The sequence below is a fragment of the Bradyrhizobium rifense genome, from assembly GCF_008123425.1.
GTDB lineage: Bacteria > Pseudomonadota > Alphaproteobacteria > Rhizobiales > Xanthobacteraceae > Bradyrhizobium > Bradyrhizobium rifense.
Window position 1 is genome coordinate 1 of the sequence record NZ_VSSS01000016.1, and the last position, 21,133, is coordinate 21,133.

Genomic DNA, 21,133 nt, shown 5'->3' on the forward strand with positions numbered 1-21,133 from the left:
TCGTCGGCAGCGTCAGATGTGTATAAGAGACAGCGGCGGCGCAGCCGGCTGAGGAGATGCGGTCGGGTTGTTGTCGGCTGCGCGGGCGCTGGCCCGGCGGAACGCATCGCCGCTGCCGCTCCCGCTGCGAGCGCCGCCACCGGGGCGCGAGGCCTCGCGGGCCCGCTGGGCGGCTTCCGACTCGACCTTGCGGACGGCCTCTTCCAGCGACAGCCGTTCGCGGGTGATCTCGGATTCGGAGAGCGGCGGCTGCACGCTGCGCAGCTGTGCGATCAGGGCCGTGCGCGCCCGCTCATAGAGCGCGCGCCGGCTTTCGCCGGGAGCGTTGGGGTCCAGGGCGGCAATAGCACGGGCGATCAGCGGATAGTAATCAGCCATTTCTACTCAACTATATCCGCGGCCTGGTAAGAGATCGTTAAGCCTCAAACGGATTTTGCACCAGGATAGTATCCTCGCGTTCGGGGCTGGTGGAAAGAAGTGCGACCGGGCACCCCACCAATTCCTCGATCCGGCGGACATATTTGATGGCCTGGGCGGGCAGGTCGGCCCAGGACCGCGCGCCCGCGGTCGGCTCCTTCCAGCCCTCGATGGTCTCCCAGATCGGCTCGACCCGGGCCTGGGCGCCCTCGCCGGCCGGGAAATAATCGATCTCCTTGCCGTCGAGCTTGTAGCCGACGCAGACCTCGATCGAATCGAAGCCGTCGAGAATGTCGAGCTTGGTCAGCGCCAGGCCGTTGATGCCGCAGGTCCGCACGGTCTGGCGGACCAGCACGGCGTCGAACCAGCCGCAGCGGCGCTTGCGCCCGGTATTGACCCCGAACTCGCGGCCGCGACGGCCGATCTCCTCGCCGATCTCGTTCAAGAGCTCGGTCGGGAACGGCCCCTGGCCGACGCGGGTCGTATAGGCCTTGCAGATGCCGAGCACGTAGCCGACCCCGCCCGGACCGATGCCCGTTCCGGTCGCGGCCTGCGCCGCCACCGTGTTGGACGAGGTGACATAGGGATAGGTGCCGTGGTCGACGTCGAGCAGGGCACCTTGCGCGCCTTCGAACAGGATGCGCTTGCCGGCACGCCGCTCGATGTCGAGCAGACGCCACACGGTCTCGGCGTAGGGCAGCAGCTGCGGCGCGAACGCGGTCAGCTCCTTCAGGATCTCGTTGCCGTCGAACTCTGGCAGGTTGAGGCCGCGACGCAGCGCATTGTGGTGCGCAAGCAGCCGGTCGATCTTGTGCGGGAGCGTGTCGAGGTCGGCGAGGTCCATCAGCCGGATCGCGCGGCGACCGACCTTGTCCTCATAGGCCGGTCCGATGCCGCGGCGGGTGGTGCCGATCGCGGTCGCCGAATTGGACGATTCGCGCAGCGCATCGAGCTCGCGATGCAGCGGCAGGATCAGGGTCACGTTCTCCGCGACGCGCAAATTCTCCGGGCCGACCGCGACGCCCTGGCCGCGCAGCTTGGCGACCTCGTCGAGGAAGGCCTGCGGATCGAACACCACGCCGTTGCCGATCACCGCCAGTTTCGACGGGCGCAGCACGCCCGAGGGCAACAGCGCGAGCTTGTAGGTCTCGCCGTTGATGACCAGCGTATGGCCGGCATTATGGCCGCCCTGGAAGCGCGCGACGATGTCCGCCTGCTCCGACAACCAGTCGACGATCTTGCCCTTTCCTTCGTCGCCCCACTGGGCGCCGACGACGACAACATTGGCCATTCGCGGGTAATCCTTCGAAGAATTTAGATGCGCCCAGCCCAATTCCCGGCTTGGAGCCGTTCGTATGCGGGGCAGCCAACCGGATAAAGGAAGCAGCCTCTCTAGGCAAGCAAGAAGCGGGCTTTTTGAGGACCCAATGCCCGATCCAAGCCCTTGATATCCCCGGAAAATCCGGAAATCTTCCAAGGCCATGCACTGACCTCGACCAAAGCGCTAGGCACAGCGTCGGCCGCTGCATGGTCGCGATGCGCCCACCCCCGTTGATGCAGCCTCGATTTCCGTGTCTTTGAACGGGGCCGGGTTTCGACCGGCCCGGATGCCGCCGGGCTGGTGGCCTTGGTGCATTCCACCGCGGGGCCATAACAATCACAATGTCCGCCACCGGCCAGACCACGAGCGCCGACACATCCGGCCAGCACTGGATTGCCAACCAGCCTTATCTCCTGCTCGGCATCACCGCGCTGTGCTGGGCCGGCAACGCGGTCGTGGGGCGCCTCGCCGCCGGCCACATCCCGCCGGTGACATTGTCCTTCCTGCGCTGGACCTTCGCCTTCCTGCTGGTGCTGCCGTTCGCCTGGAAGCATCTCGCCCAGGACTGGCCCGCGATCCGCGAGAAACTCGGCCTGATGATCGTGCTGTCGATCACCGGCATCGGCGCCTTCAACACCCTGCAATATTGGGCGCTGGAGCATACCCAGGCGCTCAACACCCTGCTGCTGCAGTCGGCGGCACCCTTGGTCGTGGCGCTGTGGTCGCTGGTCATCCTCGGCATCCGCCTCACCGCGGCGCAGGCCTTCGGCGTGGCTCTATCGATGTGCGGCGTGCTCATCATCCTGCTGCATGGCGATATCACCACGCTGTCGAACATCGCCTTCAACAAGGGCGACCTGATCTTCATCGTCGCGCTGATCATCTTCGCGCTCTATTCGGTGCTGACCCTGAAGCGGCCGCCGATCCACGGCCTGTCGTTCCTCGCCTTCACCTTCGGCGCCGGTGCCGCCTGCCTCATTCCGCTGGAGATCTGGGAATTGTCGGCGCGCCCCGTCATGAAGCTCGACGGGCCGAACCTGCTCACCCTGTTCTATGTCGCGGTGTTTCCCTCGACGCTCGCCTATCTCTGCTTCAACCGCGGCGTCCGCCTGATCGGCGCCAACCGCGCCGCGCCGTTCTTCCACGTCGTGCCGGTGTTCGGCTCGATCATGGCGATAGCTTTCCTGGGCGAGCACCCACAGGCCTTCCACTTCATCGGTTTTGCCCTGGTGCTGTCGGGCGTGTTCGTGGCGTCGAGGAAGCAGGCGACGTAGCCCCCTCTCAGATGTAACGCGCGGCACCCATGCAGAGCGCAGTGATGCCGAGCAGTCCGGCCGCGACGCGCTGTGCGGTCGCAATGCGCGATCGAACATTTGCAAGATCGCCCGTGCCACGGCGCAAGGTGAAAACCGCGCGGGGACCGGTCGCGGCCTGAATCCCAACGGCCATCAGCGCACAGACCGCACCCAGCGCGAGCACCTGCTCCGTCGTGCCGAAGCTGCCGGCGTGAACGAGATGGCCGAGATAGCCCCCGGTCAGGATCGCAATCGTCGCTGCGCCGAGTTGTGGAAACACGAGTTGCTCCCCAGCGGCGCCACCGGTTCGCGCTAACGCGAAACTTGATCCTGCCCAGAACACGGACGACAACACATGAAGCGACACGGCGATCACGAGGGCAGTCTGCATGGCAAGCTCCGGCTTTCCAATTTAGATATACATAATGTATATCCAATTTAAGGGCATGGCAAGGCGATGCCAAAGCGCAATTATGTGAGCTCGGCGCGGGCCACCGCTACGGCGGAGACTCGCAGCCGCATCATCGCGGCAGGCGCGCGCTTGCTGCGCAAGGACGCCAGCATTGCGAATTTTTCCCTCGACGTGGTGGCGAAGGCGGCCGGCGTCACGCGGCTGACCGTCTACAACCAATTCGGATCGCGGCGCGGATTGCTCGAGGCCGTATTCGACGACATCGCGCGCGAGGGCGGCCTGTTCGAGCTGGCCAGCGTGATGACGATGGCGGACCCGCGCGCCGCGGTCGATCGCGTGATCGAAATCTTCTGCACCTTCTGGTCACACGATCCTGCCATTGGCGGGCTCAACCAGGCTGTGGCAACCGATCCCGAATTCGGCGACTCCCTGATCGAGCGCAACGAACGGCGCCGGGAGCTACTGACCGAACTGCTGTCGCGTATCGCCGACAAGCGCGCGACCAGGCGCGCCGTGCACGATGCGGTCGATCTCATCTTCGTGCTGACGAGCTATCCGACCTTTGCAGCATTGAGCCCGCAGCGCTCGACGGAGGACGTCTGCCGCCTGTTGCAGACGACGTGTCACGCCGCCATCGATGGGCTGAAGTAACCTCGCGGCGCGCGCTACTTCGTCTTGAACTTACTGTACGCCTCACTCGTCGCGATGATGACGTGCTCGGCGCAGCCGTTGACGCGATGCGGGTCGGCTTGCGTCTCGTAAGCTTCCGACGTCATCATGTCGAGGAACGCCGCAACCGTCGGATAATAGACCAGCGCGACGAAATCCCACTCATTCCCGTCGTGAGGACCAAGCGCGATCGCCTTGGCCTCGCCGGTCCACAACAGCGTGCCGCCGCGCGCCTTGATCATCGGCACGGTGATCGCGCTGTAGCGCAGATACGCGTCCCAGCCGGAGCCGTCACCGTCGCGCGAGCGCGCGTGAAAGCGCATCAGATTCAGCATCACCACCGGCGCATGCCGGTCGAGCCGTTCCAGGCCCACAATGTTCAACATATTGACCGCCAAAGGCACCTCCCCGGGTTGCGCCTGCATTGTAGCATTGCGGCGGCGTGACTTGTGTCACGACGGCAATCCGGCGCAAGGTCGTATGTGACGCCAATGACGATTGCCTCGCCCGCGCCACCTGCCTCGAGTCCGGCCAGCTGGCTCAACAACCAGCCTTATCTGCTGCTCAGCCTGAGCTCGCTGTTCTGGGCCGGCAACATCGTGCTTGCGCGCCATGTCGGCGCGCATGTGCCGCCGCTGACGGTGACCACGATCCGCTGGTTCGGCGTGTTCCTGATCCTGCTGCCGTTTTCATGGCCGCATCTGAAGCGCGACTGGCCGGCCTTGCGCAAAAGCCTGCCACTGATGCTGTTCCTGTCGCTGGTCGGCTTCGCCTTCAACAACGCGATCTCCTACTGGGCCCTGCAATACACCGAGGCGCTGAACGCGCTGCTGATCCAGTCGGCCGGACCGCTGTTCGTGGCGCTGTGGTCGCTGGTGCTGTTCGGCGTGCGGCTGACCCGCGGTCAACTCGCCGGCATCGCGATCTCGCTGCTCGGCGTGCTGATCATCATCCTGCGCGGCGATCTTGCGGCGCTGGCGAGCATCTCGTTCAACAGGGGCGACATCATGTTCGCCTCCTCGCTGGTGGCGTTCGGCATCTACTCCGCCTTCATCCCGCGCCGGCCAAAAGTTCATCAGCTGTCGTTTCTGTCCTTCACCACCTGCTGCGGCGCCTTGATGCTGCTGCCGACGGCGATCTGGGAGGTGCGGTCCGGCAATGTCATGCAATTCGACAACGTGACGCTGCTGACGCTCGGCTACATCCTGATCTTCCCCTCGACGCTCGCCTATCTGTTTTTCAACCGCGGCGTCGCGCTGATCGGGCCGAACCGCGCCGCGCCGTTCTTCCATCTGGTGCCGGTGTTCGGTTCGGCGATGGCGATCCTGCTGCTCGGCGAAAAGCTCCAGCCGTTCCACCTGATCGGCTACGCACTGGTGCTCGCCGGTGTCGTCATCGCCTCGCGCCAGGGCTCGGCGGTGAAGTAATTCCGCGCAGCGGAGACTGGGCGACAAACTCGCACCTTCCGATTTCAACGAGGAGACGCTAGGTTCCCCGCCAACGAAAAAAGAGGGAACGTCCGAACATGCTGTCTTCGCTTTTGCGCGTCCTGCGCACCGCCGGCGCCGCCGCGCTGTGTCTCGCTGCCGCATCCGCCGCGCAGGCCGATAATTGGCCGAGCCGCAACATCACGCTGGTGCTGCCGTTTGCGGCCGGCAGCGGCACCGACACCACGACGCGGCTGATCTCGCAGCATCTGTCGCAGGCGCTCGGCGTCGGCATCGTCATCGAGAACAAGGCGGGCGCCAACGGCATGATCGCCGCGACCTATGTCGCGCGCTCCGCGCCTGACGGCTACACGCTGCTGGTGACGACCAACACCACACATTCGGCCAATCCCTATCTGCTCAAGAGCCTGACCTACGATCCGGTGAAGGATTTCACCCCGATCGCGCGCACCGGCGATCTGCCTTTCATGCTGGTGATCCACCCGGACGTGCCGGCCAAGACCGTCGGCGAGCTCGTCGCCTACGGCAGGGCCACTCCGGGCAAGCTGAGCTACGCCTCGGGCTCGTCCTCGGCGATCGTCTCGGGCGCGACCTTCGCCCACAATGCGGGGCTCGACCTCCTGCATGTGCCCTACAAGAGCTCGCCGCCGGCGCTCAACGACGTCATGGGCGGCCGCGTCTCGATGATGTTCGTCGACATCCTGACCGGCCTGCCGCATGTCCAGGGCAATGCGTTGCGGGCGCTTGCCGTCACCACCAAGGACCGCACGCCGCTGATCCCCAGTCTTCCCTCGATGCAGGAGGCCGGCGTGCCTGATTTCGACATCTCGTCATGGCAGGGTTATTTCGGCCCGGCCGGCATGCCGAAGGAGATCGTGACGCGGCTCAACGCCGAAATCCGCAAGATCGTCGAGAAGCCTGAGATCAAGGCCCAGCTCGCCACGCTCGGCATGGACGCCTTCTCCGGCACGCCGGAGGAGCTCGGCACGTTCGTGAACGAGCAGCTGGTGCTGTGGGAGCGGCTGATCCGGGACGCAGGGATCGAGAAGCAGTAAAACGGTCTCTCGGGTGGGCAAAGCGAAGCGTGCCCACCGTCGATCATCACGCACTCAAAAGGAAAAGGTGGGCACGACGCTTTCGCGTCTTTGCCCACCCTACGAATTCAGCGCAAGGCGTTAGGCCGCACGCACCTTCGCGAGGAAGCCGTCCACCGCGCTGCGCAGCGCGCCGGACTGGCTGTCCAGCTCGCGGGCGTTGGTCAGCACGTCGCTGGCCGCACTGCCGGTCGCTTCCGCGGCCGAGGTGACGCTGCCGATATTGGCGTTGATCTCGTTCGAGCCGGCCGCGACCGACTGGATGTTGCGGGCGATCTCGCGGGTGGCCTCGCCCTGCTGCTCGATCGAGGACGAAATGCCGGCGGTGATCTCGCTCATCTCGGCGATGGTCTGGGTGATGCCGCCGATCGCTGCGACCGCATCGCTGGTCGAGGTCTGCATCGCCGCGACCTGGGCGGAGATTTCCTCGGTGGCCTTGGCGGTCTGGTTGGCCAGCGCCTTGACCTCGGAGGCGACGACGGCGAAGCCGCGGCCGGATTCACCGGCACGCGCCGCCTCGATGGTGGCGTTGAGCGCGAGCAGATTGGTCTGCGCCGCGATCGAATGAATGAGCTTGACCACCTCGCCGATCTTCTCGGCGCCGGTCGAGAGCTCCTGCACCGTGGCGTTGGTACGCTCGGCGTCGCTGACGGCGCGGCTCGCCACTTCGGTCGAGCGCGTCACCTGGCGGGAGATTTCCGCAACCGAGCTCGACAGCTCTTCGGCGGCGGCGGCAACCGTGCCGACATTGCCCGAAGCCCTCTGCGAGGCCGCACCGACCGTTGCCGCCCGCGACGAGGCGTCGCTGGCGGTCGCGGTCATCGACTGCGCCGTGGCCTGCATGCCCGTTGCAGCCGAGGAGACCGAGCGGACGATGCCGTTGACGCTGCGTTCGAAGTCGCTGGCGATGCCCTCCATCGCATTGCGACGTTCCGCCGCGGCACGCTCCTTGGCCTCGGCCTCGGTCTTCTCGAGGTCGCGGATACGGACCGCATTGTCCTTGAAGATCTGGACGGTCGCAGCCATCGCACCGACCTCGTCGCCCCGGCCGACGCCGGGGATGTCACCCTCGAGCTTGCCGTCGGCGAGATCCTTCATGCGCGTGCCGAGCAGGGCCAGCGGACGGCTGATGCTGCGGCCGATCATCCAGGCGACGCTGCCGGCGACGATGACGATGCCGAGCATGGCAAAGCCGAGCAGCCAGTAGACCGGGCCCATCTTCTGGTCGATGTCCTCGAGATAGGCGCCGGTGCCGAGATACATGTCGAAGCCGGGAACGGCGACGGCGTAACCAATCTTGCGGATCGGCGTTTCCTGACCGGGCTTCACATATTCATAGTACAGCAGGATCGAGCCGTTGGCCTTGACGCCGTCCATCAGCTCGACCGACAGCTTGCGGCCGTTGGTCACGACGTCCATGCGGTTGGTGCCGATCTGCTTCGGATCGGGCGCGAGCTGGGTGATGCCGTCATAGGACGTGCCGAACAGATAGCCCGAGCCGTTGTCATAGGTCATCGCATTGCCGTAGCGGCGAAGCTCGGCCATGGCCGCATCCTTCGTCAGCTCGCCGGCGTCGACGCGCTTCTTCAACGCAGCCGCGTAGTTGCGACCAAGATCGACGATCGACTTGGTCTGGTCGATGCGTGCATTCACCATCTCGCGCTTCATCAGGTAGCCGGCGAGAACTCCGGAAATGCACAGGCCGAACAAGGTGACGCCGACAAGGATGCCTAGCTTGGGCGCGATCTTCAGATTGCTCAACTTCACGGGGTGGGCTCCGGGGAAAAGAGATGCGGGCGCGCGAGTGAATGGATCGAAATTGAATCAACTTTTAGTGTCAGACCCCTTAGCAAGTTACTTACACGCCTCCGTAGAAGCCCGGACGATGCCGGCAAAAACGGCAAATAATCGTCAGCCGGCAACCGGCGATTGTACGCGGACGCGCCGATTTCGCGTAAAAGACGCAAAGGCCCGCTCAAAGGTGCGGGCCACAACAAGAACCGACAAACCAAATCGGGAGCAGGAAATGCCGAAATACAGGGTGGTGACGCCGAAGGGCGCGAGCTTCACGGTCGCGGGCAGCGATTATTCCTACGAGCGCGAGGCGCTCGATCCGATCGATGCCGAGATCGTCGAGGCGCCGGCCAACGAGGCGGAGTTCATCGCCGCCGCCAAGAATGCCGACGCGATTTACGCCAAGGGCATCCCGATCACCAAGACCATCATCGACGCGCTGGAGAGCTGCAAGGTCATCACGCTCGGCTCGGTCGGCGTCGACAGCGTCGACGTGAAAGCGGCGACCGCGCGCGGCATTCCCGTCACCAACATCCCCGACACCTTCATCGAGGAAGTCGCCGACCACGCCATGATGCTGTTGCTCGCCGGCTTCCGCCGCCTGGTCGAGCAGGACAGGATGGTGCGTACCGGGCGCTGGGCCGAGGGCCGACCGGCGCTCTTGAAGATCCCGCGGCTGATGGGCCAGACGCTCGGCTTCGTCTCGTTCGGCCGCGTCGCGCGTGCAGTTGCGAAGCGCGCCGCGCCGTTCGGCCTGCGCATGATGGCCTACGATCCCTTCATCCAGGAAACGCTGATGTGGGACCACGGCGTCATCCCGGCGACGTTGAACGAAGTGTTGTCGCAATCCGACTTCGTCTCGATGCACGCGCCTGCCCGGCCCGAAGTGCATCACATGCTGACCGAGAAGCATTTTCGGCAGATGAAGAAGGGCTCGGTCTTCATCAATACCGGGCGCGGCGCCACCGTCGACGAGGAGAGCCTGATCAAGGCGCTGCAGGAAGGCTGGATCGCGCATGCCGCGCTCGACGTGCTGGAGAAGGAGCCGCCGTCGCACAACAACCCCATCCTGAGCATGGAGAACGTGACCCTGACCGCCCATGTCGCCTCGGCCTCGGCACGGTTCGACGAGGCGCGCAAGCGCCGGGTGGGCTACGAATTGTCACTGGTGCTTCAGGGCATGTGGCCGGTAAGCTGCGTGAACCCGTCGGTGCTGCAAGACACCGCGCTCCGCCGCTGGCAACCTGTCGGCATGGACCGCGGCCCGAACAGCTAAGGCGGCTGGCCGCAAAGAGCGCGCCGAAAGACCGAAACGGCCCTTCACCGGCGATCAACGCCGGGAAGGGAGACATCATAGGGAGGAACTGATGAGGAACGACATCACACGTCGTGATGCCTTGGCGCTGGGCCTGTCCGCTGCAACGGTCGCTGCCACTGGTGTTGCAGCGCACGCTCAATCCGCGATCAAGGCTGCCGACGTCCCCGGGCCGAAACTGCCGATCGAGAAAGGCGCAAGCTTGCGCATGCTGCGGCCGGTGCGCTTCGTCCAGGCGGACGAGGACGTGTTCCGCGCCAATGCGGCCAAGTTCACCAAGGAGACCGGCGTCGAGGTCAAGGTCGATTTCGTCGGCTGGGAGGACATCAACCAGCAGACCGCTGTCACCGCCAATTCCGGCGCCGGCCCCGACATCATCATCGGCTTCTCCGATGCACCGCACATTTATGTCGACAAGCTGATCGAGCTGACCGACGTCGCCGACTATGCCGGCAAGCGTTACGGCGGCTGGCTGCCGCTGGCGCAGCGCTACGGCAAGAAGAACAAGAGCGACACCTGGATCGGCCTGCCGTTCGGCGCGACTGCGGGTCCCCTGATCTACCGCAAGTCGATCCTGCAATCGGTCGGCTTTGACAAGGTGCCGGAAGACCATGCCGGCATCCTCGACCTCTGCCAGAAGCTGCAAAAGGCCGGCAAGCCGGCGGGCTTCGCGCTCGGCAACGCCAAGGGCGACGGCAACGGCTTTGCGAGCTGGGCGCTGTGGTCGCACAACGCCGCCTTGCTCAACGAAGAGGGCGACGTCATCATCAACAGCAAGGAGACGATCGCCGCGCTGAACTGGGTCAAGCAGCTCTACCCGACCTTCATCGCCGGCACGACGTCGTGGAACGACGTCAGCAACAACCGCGCCTATGCCGCGCAGGAGATCGCGCTGACGGCCAACGGCGTCTCGCTGTATTTCTCGCTGAAGAACGACCCGGCGACCAAGGCGATCGCCGACGACAGCGAGCATCAGCTGCTGCCGAAGGGCGTGGCCAAGGTCTCGCCGATGGCGGGCCTAACGCTGAATGCCATGGTGTTCAAGCACAGCCAGTACCCCAACGCCGCAAAGGCCTTCCTGCAGTACATGCTGGAAAAGGACCAGTACGAGCCGTGGCTCAACGCCAACTCCGGCTACTGGGCGCAGCCGCTGGCGGCCTATGCCGAGGCCGCCGTGTGGGCGCAGGACCCCAAGGTGAAGCTGTTCAAGGACACCATGAACAGCACCTATTACGACGGCTATGCGGGACCGATCTCGACGGCGACCGGCGCCGTCAGCGCCGACTACGTGCTGATCCAGATGTTCGCGTCGGTTGCGACCGGCGCGGCCACGCCGGAGGCCGCCGCCGCAGAAGCCGAGCAGCGCTGCAAGCGGTATTTCAGGCGACAGAAGTAGCGGCCGTCATTGCGAGGAGTGAAACGACGAAGCAATCCAGACTGCAGCTGTAGAGACAGACTGGATTGCTTCGCTTCGCTCGCGATGACGAGGTGACATACCAGACAGGACGCCGACCCGATGTCCGTGACCACACTTCCCCCCCTCGCCCTCGTCCAGCGGCAACCGAACTGGCTGGTGCGCCTGTTCGACTACAAGCCATTCCTGGTCGTGATGTGCCTCGCGCCCGCGATCGGGCTGCTCGCGGTATTCCTGACCTATCCGCTTGGGCTCGGCCTCTGGCTCGCTTTCACCGACACCACGATCGGCCGCAAGGGTGAGTTCATCGGCCTGGAGAACTTCCAGTACCTGCTCACCGATCCCTTGTGGTGGAACGCGGTGTTCTACAGCGTGGTCTACACGGGCATCGCGACCTTCGGGAAGTTCGCGCTCGGCTTCTGGCTTGCGCTATTGCTCAACAACCATTTTCCGTTCAAGAGCCTGCTGCGCGCGATCATCCTGCTGCCCTGGATCGTGCCGACGGTGCTCTCCGCGCTGGCATTCTGGTGGATCTACGATCCGCAATTCTCGATCATCTCCTATCTGCTGGTCGACGTGCTGCACTGGCGCACGAGCAATATCGACTTCCTCGGCTCGCCCTGGCCGGCACGGTTCTCGCTGATCGCCGCCAACATCTGGCGCGGCATTCCCTTCGTCGCGATCTCGCTGCTGGCGGGGCTGCAAACCATCTCGCCCTCGCTCTATGAGGCTGCCATGCTCGACGGCGCGAGCGCCTGGCAGCGCTTCCGCTACATCACCTTCCCGATGATGATGCCGATCCTCGCCATCGTCATGACCTTCTCGATCATCTTCACTTTCACCGACTTCCAACTGGTCTACGCCATCACCCGCGGCGGTCCGGGAAACTCGACGCATTTGCTGGCGACGCTCGCGTTCCAGCGCGGCATCGCCGGCGGCGAGCTCGGTGAAGGTGCCGCGATCGCGGTGTCGATGATCCCGTTCCTGGTGTTCGCGACGCTGTTTTCCTATTTCGGCTTGGCGCGCCGCAAATGGCAGCAGGGAGAGAGCAATGACTGACACCGTCGCGCAAGCCTCCACTGTGGCCAACGCAAAAGCGGCGCCCGACACCATGGCCTGGGATTCCGGGCTGCGCCGGCTGATGATGATCTATCTGCCGCTCGGCTGCTTCGTGCTGATCCTGCTGTTTCCGTTCTACTGGATGGCGATCACGTCGTTCAAGCCGAACGCCGAGCTGATGAACTACAAGGAGCACAATCCGTTCTGGATCACCTCGCCGACGCTGGCGCATATCAAGCACCTCCTGTTCGACACCGCCTATCCGCGCTGGCTATGGACGACGATGCTGGTCGCGATCGGAGCAACCACCCTGTCCCTGATCGCGAGCACGCTGGCGGCCTACGCCATCGAGCGGCTTCGCTTCCGCGGCAGTCCTTATGTCGGCCTCGGGATTTATCTCGCCTATCTCGTGCCGCCGTCGATCCTGTTCATCCCGCTTGCCACCGTCGTGGTGCAGTTCGGCCTGTTCGACTCGCCGCTGGCGCTGATCCTGGTCTATCCGACCTTCCTGGTGCCGTTCTGCACCTGGCTGCTGATCGGCTATTTCAAGTCGATCCCCTACGAGCTCGAGGAATGCGCGCTGGTCGACGGTGCGACCCGGCTCCAGATCCTGCGGCGGATCACGCTGCCGCTCGCGGTGCCCGGCCTGATCTCGGCCGGCATCTTCTCCTTCACGCTGTCCTGGAACGAGTTCATCTACGCGCTCGCCTTCATCCAGAGCGGTGCCAACAAGACGGTGCCGGTCGCGATCCTGACCGAGCTCGTCACCGGCGACGTCTACCAGTGGGGCGCACTGATGGCCGGATCGCTGCTCGGCTCGCTGCCGGTTGCGATCTTCTATTCGCTGTTCGTGGACTATTACGTGTCCTCGCTGACCGGCGCGGTGAAGGAGTAACCCGTTACTGCGCGCGAGCGCGGCCGATCGTGCAATCCTGATAGACTGCGTCCTGCCTTGGTCGCACCTTCGCGCCAACGGGGAGCGACCGTGGCCGCAATCGATACTCGCTCCAGAAAGCGAGCATCGCATGGCATCGTCAAACCTCCATTCAATGTCCCGACGTGGCTTCTGCCTGTGTTGCGTTGGCGGTGCTGCGTTCGCCGCCACGGCGGGCTGGCTCAGCCCTCGACAAGCCTACGCCGAAGCCCGCGGCCTTGTCAGCCTGATCAAGGACAGCGCGGCCACTTCACCGATCACGACATACAAGCTCCGCAACAATATCAGCGTGCTCGAGGGATCCGGCGGCAACATTGCCGTCCTCACGGGACCTGACGGCAAGCTTCTGGTTGATGCAGGAATCGGCGTCTCGCGCCCTCAGCTCAGCAAGGCGTTGGCTGAGCTCGGTGGCGAACCAATCGCGCATCTCATCAACACGCATTGGCACTTCGACCACGCCGACGGCAATGAATGGCTGCACGCGGCCGGCGCCAGGATCGTCGCCCACGAAAACACCCGCAAACATCTCGCCGGCGTTCAGCGGGTCGAAGACTGGGACTACAATTTCCTTGCCTCTCCCGCCGGTGCTGTGCCCGCCGAGGTCTTCGCCAAGGAGCACAGCATGAAGCTCAACGGCGCCTCGATCGCCCTGAAACATTACGGGCCTGCGCATACCGACAGCGATATTTCGGTGATGTTCACCGAGGCCAACGTCCTTCATGTCGGCGATACCTTCTGGAACGGCATCTATCCCTTCATCGACTATTCGACCGGCGGCAGCATCGACGGCATGATCGCGGCCTCCGACGCCAATCTGGCCGTGGCCAAGAACGACACCATCATCATTCCCGGCCACGGCAAACCCGTCAGCAACAAGGCCGAGCTCCAGGAATTCCGCGACATGCTGGTCGCGATCCGGGACAATGTCGGCAATCTCAAGAAACAGGGAAAAACGCGCGACGAGACGGTTGCCGCGAAGCCGACTGCAGCGTTCGACGCGAAATTCGGCCAGTTTGTCATCGACCCCGGCTTCTTCACCAGACTGGTCTATGAAGGCGTGTGAGACACAACGCGCGGTAACGGAATAGCCGGTGCCTGCGGCGTTTGGCCCGGTTTCACAAAACTGCAATATGCGGTCCGCATAAGACGGCCTCCGTTAACAGGAGACGCACATGCGCGCGACTTTTCTCAGCACCGTCGCAACGATCATTCTCACCGCGAGCACGGCGCTCGCGCAGAGCGAGGGCGAATTCCCGGCCAAGCTCGCCGGCCACGTGGTGATGCCGGCCGCGACCTTCATCGACGCGCCGGCTGATGCGCCCGCCGATCTCATGACCTCGGGGAAATACACCACCGGCAAGCGCGTCGACGCGCTCGGCACGGTGATGGGCAAGTCGTTCGAGCGCTCGACCGGCATCTCGCTGCCGTTCAAGGGCCAGCCGCTGCAGGGCCATTCCGGCATCAAGAAGATGCCCGACGGCAGCTTCTGGGTCATCACCGACAACGGCATGGGCGCGCGCGCAAACTCGCCGGACTCGATGCTGTACCTGAACCGTTACAAAATGGATTGGGCCAGCGGCAAGATCGAGCGCCAGGAGACCGTCTTCCTGCACGATCCCGACAAGAAGGTCCCGTTCCGCATCGTCCACGAGGACACTGAGAAGCGCTATCTCACCGGCTCCGACTTCGACACCGAAGGATTCCAGATCATCGGCGACACCTTCTGGATCGGCGACGAATTCGGCCCCTATGTCCTGAAGGCCGACAAGACCGGCAAGATCCTCGCCGTGTTCGAGACCATCGCCGACGGCAAGCCGGTGCGCTCGCCCGACCATTGGGCGGTGGGAACGCCGGGCGCGCCGGGCGCGACCTACACCAACGTCAATCTGCGCCGCTCCAAGGGTTTTGAAGGCTTTGCCTCGTCGAAGGACGGCAAGTTCCTCTACGGCCTGCTCGAGGGCCCGCTATGGGATGCCGACAAGAAGGATTGGGAGCGGGTCGACGGCAAGGAAGCCTCCCGCATCCTCGAATTCGACGTCGCCGCGGAAAAGTTCACCGGCCGCTATTGGCAGTATGTGTTCGAGCAGAACGGCAACGCCATCGGCGACTTCAACATGATCGATCCGAGCGCCGGCCTCGTCATCGAGCGCGACAACGGCGAAGGCACGCCCGACAAGGCCTGCCCTGCGGGCACCCGCGGCGACAACTGCTTCCCTGACGTCGCCAAGTTCAAGCGCGTCTACAAGATTGAGCTCTCGGAGGCCAATGTCGGCAAGCCAGTGCGCAAGATCGGCTATATCGACCTGATGAAGATCCAGGACCCCGACAAGAAGGCGCGGAAAGCCCTCAATGACGGCGTCTACACCTTCCCGTTCTTCACCATCGAGAACGTCGATCGCGTCGACGACACCCACATCATCGTCGGCAACGACAACAATCTGCCGTTCTCGTCGAGCCGCGATCCCAACAAGGCCGACGACGACGAGTTCATGTTGCTCGACGTCGCGGATTTCCTGAAGGCGAAGTGAGGCAGCGCTCTCTCAACTCCCTCTCCTTGTTCTTGCGGGGAGAGGGAGAGGCACCGTCTCTAGCCCGACGGCGCGATCACCATGCTCTTGTCTTTCGGCCAGCGGGCGCGCCAGGCGAAGTTGATGTCCTTGACCTCGCCGGGCTTGGCGTCGAACGACCATTCCAGCACGCCGCGCTTGTCACGGATATCTTTGGCCGTGGGCGGCGTGGTCGCCGGCAGCATCTCGACGACGATTTCCTCGTTCTCGCTGACCGGCAGCTGATCCTCGATCGCGACGTGAATCGGGAAGTCATGGCCGTTGCGGACGGTGGTCTTGAACGCGCGCTCGTCGGTCTTCGACGTCGTCACGATCAAGCCGGCCGAGCCCTCATTGCGCTTGAGCACGGCACGCTCGATCTTGACCTTGTCGTCGGCGCCGAAGCCGAGCCGCACGATATCGTCCTTGGCCGAGGCCGAGAGCTTGCCGCGGCCGACGAAGACGCCGTCACGGTAGATCGCGACCTTGCCCGGCAGCAGGGTCGCATCGTCGGTCTGCTTGAAGCTGGCCTCGAGGAAGGCGGTGGGATCCAGCACCGGCGCAGCGCGCACCGCGAGATCGGCGGGCACGCTCATCGAGGCGATGCGCAGGCTCTTGGCACCCTCGGCGGCGCCGAGGCTGACGTGGCCGGGAATCTTGAAGGTCGCCTGGAAATCGCCGATCTCCGCAACCGCTTGCTGTTCGTCGGCACGCTCGCGCGGCTCCGGCGCCTCTTCTTTCTTACCCGCAAATAGCTGCATCTGACGCTGCATCGGCGCAGACGAAGGCATCGCCATGTCCGCCTGCGGTTTGGGGACTTGCGGATAGCGCGCGACCAGCGAGTTCAGCTCCGGAGCGCTGCCGCCACGGGCGATACGGACGGTGGAAACGCCGAGCGCGACATTCGACCAGTCCTCACCGGTCGATTGCGTGACCTCAGCGCGGCGAATCAATTCGAGCTGCGGCTTGCGGTCCTTGGCGCCGGTGTCGAGCCGGGCGTCATAGAGCGGCAGCCAGCGCGCATTGCGGACGGCGTAAGTCACGCGCAGCGTTGCCTTTGTCGCGGCTGCCGAGGCGACGTCGATCCGCACCTCCAGCTTGCTCGGCGGCTTGGCGGCTCGGTCGGCTTCGAGTTGCGCGATCTGGCGATCGATCTCTCGCTGCTTTCGTGCGGCATCGCGGATCGCCGTTTCAGCGGCCGCGACCTCCTCGGCCACGGCGGTGAAGGCCGCGCGCCACTCGGTGATCGGGCGCGCCTCGCCCTTCTCGCCGAGGCCGGCGGGCGAGGCTTCGGCAAAGCGCTGCGCGAATTTGCGCCGGGCGGCCGCCGCATCGATCGCGCCTTGCAGGTCGGCTCGCTCGTCCTTGAGCGCCTCGATGCGCTTGTCGAGCTCGGGCAGATTGACCGGCGGCGCCGCGCGGGGCGGCCGTGCATCGATGGTGCCGATGGTGAGTTTTGCGCCCGCCTCACCCTCGACGCGGAGGGAGGATGGGTCAAGTGAGAGTGGAAAATCCTTGGCGACCAGCGTGCTGTCGCCGGAGGTGAGATCGATCGCGATCACGCGGGTAACGGTGGCGCCATCAGGATAGACCGTGACGGTGTCGATGGCCGATGTGGCGTCCACATCGGCGGCCCATGAGGGCGAGGCGAGCGCTGCGGTCACCAGGACCAGGCTCGTCGTCGCCAGACATTTTGCGATCGTGCGCATCAAACTTCTCCCTGCCGATATCGCCGCGCCGCCAGCCGGACGCTGCGAAAACATGCCACGCCATCGTGGTGAGACGCGGCAGGGAAGGAACCGGTTCGATTGGGGTTTCCGTTGGGCGCCGCTGCGGCGGCACCATGACCGCGGAACAACGGCGAACCTCAGGCTTGGCTGGGCGAACCCAGGCCGAAGATGCGGCGGAGCAAATCCGTCACGTTGCGGGCGCCGGCCTTCTTCAAAATGCTGGCGCGATAGCCCTCGATCGTGCGCGCGCTCAGATGCATCCGTCGGGCGACCTCCTTGTTGGTCAGGCCGGCGGCGAGATGCGCGAGCACATCGCCTTCGCGCGCGGTCAGGGGCTCGCAGCCGGGCAGCCAGCGCTGCCGGCTCGAATCGGGCTGAACGGATTCGTCGATCGCGGCGTCGATCCGGCCGACGACGTCGTGGGTGCGAAACGGCTTCTCGATGAAATCGGCCGCACCACTCTTGATGGCGTCGACCGCCATGGCAATGCTGCCGTTCGCCGAAGTTACCAGCACCGGCGCCATGCAGTTTTCCTCGCGCAGGCGCTTGAGCACGTCGAGGGCAGAGCGATCCGGCGGCATCTCCAGCAACACGCAGGCCGGCATTCGCGCCTTGGCTTCCGACAGCAGCGATGCGCCGTCGGCGAAGCAGATCACGTCATAAGCGCTCTGCTGGAGCGCGTTGGACAATTGTTCGCGGGAGGCAGCGTCGGTTTCAATGACGAATACCTCACCCTTGGAAAGCATGTTTCCCGGCATAATCCCGATCCAGTAATGTCTTGGTCAAATGGCACGTGACGGCCGGAGGCCTCATCGCGCCCCGCCGTCATGAGCACGGCATTCGCGCCGGTGCTTCGCTTTCACTTATGTATGTTCCGCCCTGTTCCCGGATTTGACGGATCGGGACAGAAGTTTTACATTTCGGGACATCTGCGGGAATGACTGACAGGAACAGGTCGCATGACCGACCTCATTCGCAGCGCAGGCTTGAGCTGTTACCCGGAGGTCGCCCGGTCGGTCGGGCTCGACCCCAGGCAGATGATGCGCAAGGTCAGACTGTCGCTGGCCATCCTCGACAAGCCAGATACACCCATTGCGGTCCCCGCCCTGCGCCGCCTGCTCGAACTGTCGGCAGCGGAGTCCGGTGCCGAAGATTTCGGCTTGCGGCTGGCCGAGCGCGGCGGCCTGACCAATTTCGGCGCGGTCGGGCTGATCGTGCGCGAACAGGCGACCGTCGGCGAGGCCATCGAAGCTTTCTCGCGCTTCATCCATGTGCATCACGACGGCATGAAGCTCGACGTCGTCAGGGACAAGCAAACCGTGACCGTCACATTGCATCTGCGCGGGCGGCAACCGACGGCCCCACGCCAGTCGATCGACATGGCGCTCGGCAGCGTCCATCGCATCATCCAGTCGCTGTTTGGAAGTGACTGGCGGCCGCAGGAGGTGCACCTGCACTACCCGCCGCCGCACGACCGCAAACGGTACCGCGACTTCTATGGCTGCCGGGTGATCTTCAACGCGGAGGAGGACGCGATCCTGCTGTCGGCGCACGACATGGAGCGGCTGATCCCGAGCGCGCATCCCCTCATCGCGAACTATCTGCGCAAGCGGATCGAGGCGATCGAAAACCGGCCGGCAAGCTGGGAGGAGAAGGTCGACGAGGTCGTGCGCCTCCTGCTCGCGAGCGGCGACTGCACGGTCGAACGCGTGGCCGAGCATCTCGCCTGCACCCGTCGCACCATCCACCGGCACCTGGCTGAAGCCGGCACCAGCTTCTCGGCAATCTTGGATGCGCAGCGCGCCGATCTCGTGATCCAGCTGATCGAAGACCCCGGCCGGCCGCTGGCGGATATCGCCGCACAGCTCGGCTTCTCTGCACAGAGCGCGATGGCCCGCTGGTTCCGCGGGCGCTTCGGCTGCACCATCACCGACTGGCGCAAGGGCGTGCGGCCACCGGCCGACATCCCGCCGGCGTCAGCCGCTTAAGCCTCAGCGCGCCGGAGCCGGCACACCCATGATGGCGAGTGCGCGCCGTGGATTGCCGGCAAGCAGCGGTCCGAACGCGGCCGCAAAACCGAGGAACGCAACGATCCAACCGCAGGCGGCGATGTGCAGCAGCACATCGCTATGCGACGGAAGCACCACGGCAGCGACCCGCGCCAGCGCCGCGACGATGATCGCGACGTAGATGGCTTGCGTCGCCAGTGACGCCGTCAGCGCCTGCCCGGTATGGCCAAGGCTCGCGCAAGCAATCCAGAATCTTCCTGGGAGACAGTCTGGATTGCTTCGTCGCAACGGCTCCTCGCAATGACGAGATTGAGGCGCGACCGCGCTCAACCGCCACCCCTTGCTCAGCGAGGTTAAATCGCGCGCGCGAACATACGAAAGCCCGGCGCGCCGATAATGGCCTCGAACGCGGGATCGCGCTTCTCTTCCGCGAACACAAAGCCGGCCTTGGCGTAGGCGCGTTCGGCGGGCTCGTTGCCGATCAGGAACGAGATCGTCGCGCGGGCAAAGCCGGCCGCACGCCCCTTCTCCAACGCGTGGGCAATCAACGCCTGCACGAGACCGCGACCACGATAGGCGGGATTTGTCGCGACATGCTCGATCATCCAGTCACCTTCGCCGCCCTGAACCCAGCAGGCACGCGAATAGGCGCCACGTTGGCGGATGGCTTCCAGCTCTGACGCCGCGAGTCCGGTCGCGGCACCGACCTCCTCGATCACACGCCAGGCCGCGGGTCCAGTGCCTGCCGCGGGCACGGCGCAGAGCGCCCCGGCCGGCGTCCCGTCGATCTCCGCAACCAAAAACTGCGAGACGTGCCACATCGACACCGCGCGTGCCGTCGCGACACGCGCGATGAAATCGAGGCACTGGGCTTCAGGCCAGCCGAGCGCAACGTCGAACCAGCCACGCGACCGATAGCCGCGCATCGACGACAGGATGATTCTTGCGATGAAATCAGCGTCGTCGGGACGCGCAGACCGTATCGTCGTCATGCGCGCCCCGTTTGCGATGACCTTACGTGTTCTTCAGCGCGACGCGGAATTCGGCTTCGGTCTTTTCCTTGACCTCGTCGAGCGTGACACCGTCGGCGAGCTCGATCAGCGCCATGCCGCCGTCACCGTGCTTGTCGATGGTGAACACGGCCAAATCAGTGACGACCATGTCGACCACGCGCTCGCCGGTCAGCGGCAGATTGCACTTCTTCAGGAGCTTGGCGCCGTCCTTGGCGGAATGCTCCATCACCACGACGACGCGCTTGACGCCGGCGACGAGGTCCATCGCGCCGCCCATGCCCTTGACCATCTTGCCGGGGATCATCCAGTTGGCGAGATCGCCGTTCTGGGCCACCTGCATGGCGCCGAGGATCGACAGATCCATGTGGCCGCCGCGGATCATGCCGAAGGAATCCGCGCTGGAGAAATACGAGGTCGAGGGCAGCTCGCTCACGGTCTGCTTGCCGGCGTTGATCAGATCGGCGTCCTCTTCGCCCTCATAGGGGAACGGGCCCATGCCGAGCATGCCGTTCTCGCTCTGGAGGCTGACGTCGACGCCGTCGGGGATGTAGTTCGAGACCAGCGTCGGGATGCCGATGCCGAGATTGACGTAGTAGCCGTCACGCAATTCCTTCGCGGCGCGCGCAGCCATCTGTTCACGGGTCCAGGCCATGTGACTCTCCT

Annotated in this window: 19 protein-coding genes and 2 pseudogenes; 11 read left to right on the forward strand and 10 right to left on the reverse strand. The window is 64.6% G+C overall.

Annotation, left to right across the window (positions count from 1 at the left end; all coding sequences use genetic code 11):
• Positions 1-33: 33 nt before the first annotated feature.
• A pseudogene (locus tag FXB40_RS09425) lies at positions 34-378 on the reverse strand (hypothetical protein); the annotation flags it as partial.
• Positions 379-415: 37 nt separating this feature from the next.
• Complete coding sequence (locus FXB40_RS09430) at positions 416-1,708, reverse strand: adenylosuccinate synthase (RefSeq protein ID WP_148771933.1); 1,293 nt, start codon at positions 1,706-1,708, stop codon at positions 416-418.
• A gap of 371 nt (positions 1,709-2,079) precedes the next feature.
• Between FXB40_RS09430 and FXB40_RS09435 the strand changes: the two genes are divergently transcribed.
• A complete protein-coding gene (locus FXB40_RS09435) occupies positions 2,080-3,012 on the forward strand; it encodes a DMT family transporter (protein ID WP_148771934.1) in 933 nt (310 codons plus the stop codon).
• Positions 3,013-3,019: 7 nt separating this feature from the next.
• Here FXB40_RS09435 and FXB40_RS09440 read toward each other — a convergent pair whose 3' ends face one another.
• Positions 3,020-3,424, reverse strand: a complete 405-nt coding sequence (locus FXB40_RS09440; protein WP_148771935.1) for a hypothetical protein — start codon at positions 3,422-3,424, stop codon at positions 3,020-3,022.
• 66 nt (positions 3,425-3,490) lie between these two features.
• On the opposite strand from FXB40_RS09440, the gene FXB40_RS09445 reads away from it, so the two are divergent.
• Positions 3,491-4,096, forward strand: coding sequence for a TetR/AcrR family transcriptional regulator (locus FXB40_RS09445; protein ID WP_148771936.1), 606 nt, complete (start codon positions 3,491-3,493; stop codon positions 4,094-4,096).
• A gap of 14 nt (positions 4,097-4,110) precedes the next feature.
• Here the strand turns inward: FXB40_RS09445 and FXB40_RS09450 are convergent, their stop codons facing one another.
• Positions 4,111-4,500: a DUF1330 domain-containing protein gene (locus FXB40_RS09450; RefSeq protein ID WP_187436752.1), complete on the reverse strand. Its 390-nt coding sequence runs from the start codon at positions 4,498-4,500 to the stop codon at positions 4,111-4,113.
• Between the two features lie 105 nt (positions 4,501-4,605).
• Here FXB40_RS09450 and FXB40_RS09455 point away from each other — a divergent pair, with 105 nt between their 5' ends.
• Entirely contained in the window at positions 4,606-5,541 is a 936-nt protein-coding gene (locus FXB40_RS09455) for a DMT family transporter (protein WP_187436753.1), read from the forward strand.
• A gap of 98 nt (positions 5,542-5,639) precedes the next feature.
• Entirely contained in the window at positions 5,640-6,617 is a 978-nt protein-coding gene (locus tag FXB40_RS09460) for a Bug family tripartite tricarboxylate transporter substrate binding protein (protein ID WP_148771938.1), read from the forward strand.
• Positions 6,618-6,737: 120 nt separating this feature from the next.
• Here the strand turns inward: FXB40_RS09460 and FXB40_RS09465 are convergent, their stop codons facing one another.
• A complete protein-coding gene (locus FXB40_RS09465) occupies positions 6,738-8,423 on the reverse strand; it encodes a methyl-accepting chemotaxis protein (protein WP_148771939.1) in 1,686 nt (561 codons plus the stop codon).
• Between the two features lie 259 nt (positions 8,424-8,682).
• Here FXB40_RS09465 and FXB40_RS09470 point away from each other — a divergent pair, with 259 nt between their 5' ends.
• The 6 genes from FXB40_RS09470 (at position 8,683) to FXB40_RS09495 (ending at position 15,700) form a co-directional block, all read left to right on the forward strand.
• Complete coding sequence (locus FXB40_RS09470; RefSeq protein ID WP_187436754.1) at positions 8,683-9,726, forward strand: C-terminal binding protein; 1,044 nt, start codon at positions 8,683-8,685, stop codon at positions 9,724-9,726.
• A gap of 91 nt (positions 9,727-9,817) precedes the next feature.
• Positions 9,818-11,161 (forward strand): ABC transporter substrate-binding protein, encoded by a 1,344-nt coding sequence (locus FXB40_RS09475; protein WP_148771941.1) that lies wholly within the window; start codon positions 9,818-9,820, stop codon positions 11,159-11,161.
• 120 nt (positions 11,162-11,281) lie between these two features.
• Complete coding sequence (locus FXB40_RS09480) at positions 11,282-12,238, forward strand: carbohydrate ABC transporter permease (RefSeq protein WP_148771942.1); 957 nt, start codon at positions 11,282-11,284, stop codon at positions 12,236-12,238.
• The gene (locus tag FXB40_RS09485) at positions 12,231-13,133 is read left to right on the forward strand and encodes a carbohydrate ABC transporter permease (protein WP_148771943.1); all 903 of its coding nucleotides are present in this window, start codon (positions 12,231-12,233) and stop codon (positions 13,131-13,133) included. Before FXB40_RS09480 ends, FXB40_RS09485 begins: the two co-directional genes overlap by 8 nt.
• A gap of 130 nt (positions 13,134-13,263) precedes the next feature.
• Complete coding sequence (locus FXB40_RS09490) at positions 13,264-14,235, forward strand: MBL fold metallo-hydrolase (protein WP_148771944.1); 972 nt, start codon at positions 13,264-13,266, stop codon at positions 14,233-14,235.
• Positions 14,236-14,344: 109 nt separating this feature from the next.
• Entirely contained in the window at positions 14,345-15,700 is a 1,356-nt protein-coding gene (locus FXB40_RS09495; protein WP_148771945.1) for an esterase-like activity of phytase family protein, read from the forward strand.
• A gap of 59 nt (positions 15,701-15,759) precedes the next feature.
• Here FXB40_RS09495 and FXB40_RS09500 read toward each other — a convergent pair whose 3' ends face one another.
• Positions 15,760-17,427, reverse strand: coding sequence for a mucoidy inhibitor MuiA family protein (locus FXB40_RS09500; protein ID WP_148771946.1), 1,668 nt, complete (start codon positions 17,425-17,427; stop codon positions 15,760-15,762).
• 158 nt (positions 17,428-17,585) lie between these two features.
• On the reverse strand, positions 17,586-18,206 hold the full coding sequence (locus FXB40_RS09505) for a response regulator transcription factor (RefSeq protein WP_148771947.1): 621 nt from the start codon (positions 18,204-18,206) through the stop codon (positions 17,586-17,588).
• Positions 18,207-18,407: 201 nt separating this feature from the next.
• Here FXB40_RS09505 and FXB40_RS09510 point away from each other — a divergent pair, with 201 nt between their 5' ends.
• Positions 18,408-19,436: an AraC family transcriptional regulator gene (locus FXB40_RS09510; protein WP_148771948.1), complete on the forward strand. Its 1,029-nt coding sequence runs from the start codon at positions 18,408-18,410 to the stop codon at positions 19,434-19,436.
• Between the two features lie 3 nt (positions 19,437-19,439).
• On the opposite strand, the pseudogene FXB40_RS09515 reads toward FXB40_RS09510, so the two are convergent.
• The 3 genes and pseudogenes from FXB40_RS09515 to FXB40_RS09525 all read right to left on the reverse strand — a co-directional run.
• Positions 19,440-19,694 (reverse strand): annotated as a pseudogene (locus FXB40_RS09515) (NnrS family protein); the annotation flags it as partial.
• A 116-nt stretch (positions 19,695-19,810) separates the two neighbouring features.
• Positions 19,811-20,449 carry a GNAT family N-acetyltransferase gene (locus tag FXB40_RS09520; RefSeq protein WP_148771949.1) on the reverse strand — a complete coding sequence of 213 codons (639 nt, stop codon included), beginning with the start codon at positions 20,447-20,449 and terminating at the stop codon, positions 19,811-19,813.
• 22 nt (positions 20,450-20,471) lie between these two features.
• Positions 20,472-21,122 (reverse strand): CoA transferase subunit B, encoded by a 651-nt coding sequence (locus tag FXB40_RS09525; protein ID WP_148771950.1) that lies wholly within the window; start codon positions 21,120-21,122, stop codon positions 20,472-20,474.
• Positions 21,123-21,133: the final 11 nt, after the last annotated feature.

What these genes read in the sequence shown, in the direction of transcription:
- FXB40_RS09430 (WP_148771933.1), bottom strand. Translation starts at nt 1,708, where the DNA reads ATGGCCAATGTTGTCGTCGTCGGCGCCCAGTGGGGCGACGAAGGAAAG.
- FXB40_RS09435 (WP_148771934.1), top strand. Translation starts at nt 2,080, where the DNA reads ATGTCCGCCACCGGCCAGACCACGAGCGCCGACACATCCGGCCAGCAC.
- FXB40_RS09440 (WP_148771935.1), bottom strand. Translation starts at nt 3,424, where the DNA reads ATGCAGACTGCCCTCGTGATCGCCGTGTCGCTTCATGTGTTGTCGTCC.
- FXB40_RS09445 (WP_148771936.1), top strand. Translation starts at nt 3,491, where the DNA reads ATGCCAAAGCGCAATTATGTGAGCTCGGCGCGGGCCACCGCTACGGCG.
- FXB40_RS09450 (WP_187436752.1), bottom strand. Translation starts at nt 4,500, where the DNA reads ATGTTGAACATTGTGGGCCTGGAACGGCTCGACCGGCATGCGCCGGTG.
- FXB40_RS09455 (WP_187436753.1), top strand. Translation starts at nt 4,606, where the DNA reads ATGACGATTGCCTCGCCCGCGCCACCTGCCTCGAGTCCGGCCAGCTGG.
- FXB40_RS09460 (WP_148771938.1), top strand. Translation starts at nt 5,640, where the DNA reads ATGCTGTCTTCGCTTTTGCGCGTCCTGCGCACCGCCGGCGCCGCCGCG.
- FXB40_RS09470 (WP_187436754.1), top strand. Translation starts at nt 8,683, where the DNA reads ATGCCGAAATACAGGGTGGTGACGCCGAAGGGCGCGAGCTTCACGGTC.
- FXB40_RS09475 (WP_148771941.1), top strand. Translation starts at nt 9,818, where the DNA reads ATGAGGAACGACATCACACGTCGTGATGCCTTGGCGCTGGGCCTGTCC.
- FXB40_RS09480 (WP_148771942.1), top strand. Translation starts at nt 11,282, where the DNA reads ATGTCCGTGACCACACTTCCCCCCCTCGCCCTCGTCCAGCGGCAACCG.
- FXB40_RS09485 (WP_148771943.1), top strand. Translation starts at nt 12,231, where the DNA reads ATGACTGACACCGTCGCGCAAGCCTCCACTGTGGCCAACGCAAAAGCG.
- FXB40_RS09490 (WP_148771944.1), top strand. Translation starts at nt 13,264, where the DNA reads ATGGCATCGTCAAACCTCCATTCAATGTCCCGACGTGGCTTCTGCCTG.
- FXB40_RS09495 (WP_148771945.1), top strand. Translation starts at nt 14,345, where the DNA reads ATGCGCGCGACTTTTCTCAGCACCGTCGCAACGATCATTCTCACCGCG.
- FXB40_RS09500 (WP_148771946.1), bottom strand. Translation starts at nt 17,427, where the DNA reads ATGCGCACGATCGCAAAATGTCTGGCGACGACGAGCCTGGTCCTGGTG.
- FXB40_RS09505 (WP_148771947.1), bottom strand. Translation starts at nt 18,206, where the DNA reads ATGCCGGGAAACATGCTTTCCAAGGGTGAGGTATTCGTCATTGAAACC.
- FXB40_RS09510 (WP_148771948.1), top strand. Translation starts at nt 18,408, where the DNA reads ATGACCGACCTCATTCGCAGCGCAGGCTTGAGCTGTTACCCGGAGGTC.
- FXB40_RS09520 (WP_148771949.1), bottom strand. Translation starts at nt 20,449, where the DNA reads ATGACGACGATACGGTCTGCGCGTCCCGACGACGCTGATTTCATCGCA.
- FXB40_RS09525 (WP_148771950.1), bottom strand. Translation starts at nt 21,122, where the DNA reads ATGGCCTGGACCCGTGAACAGATGGCTGCGCGCGCCGCGAAGGAATTG.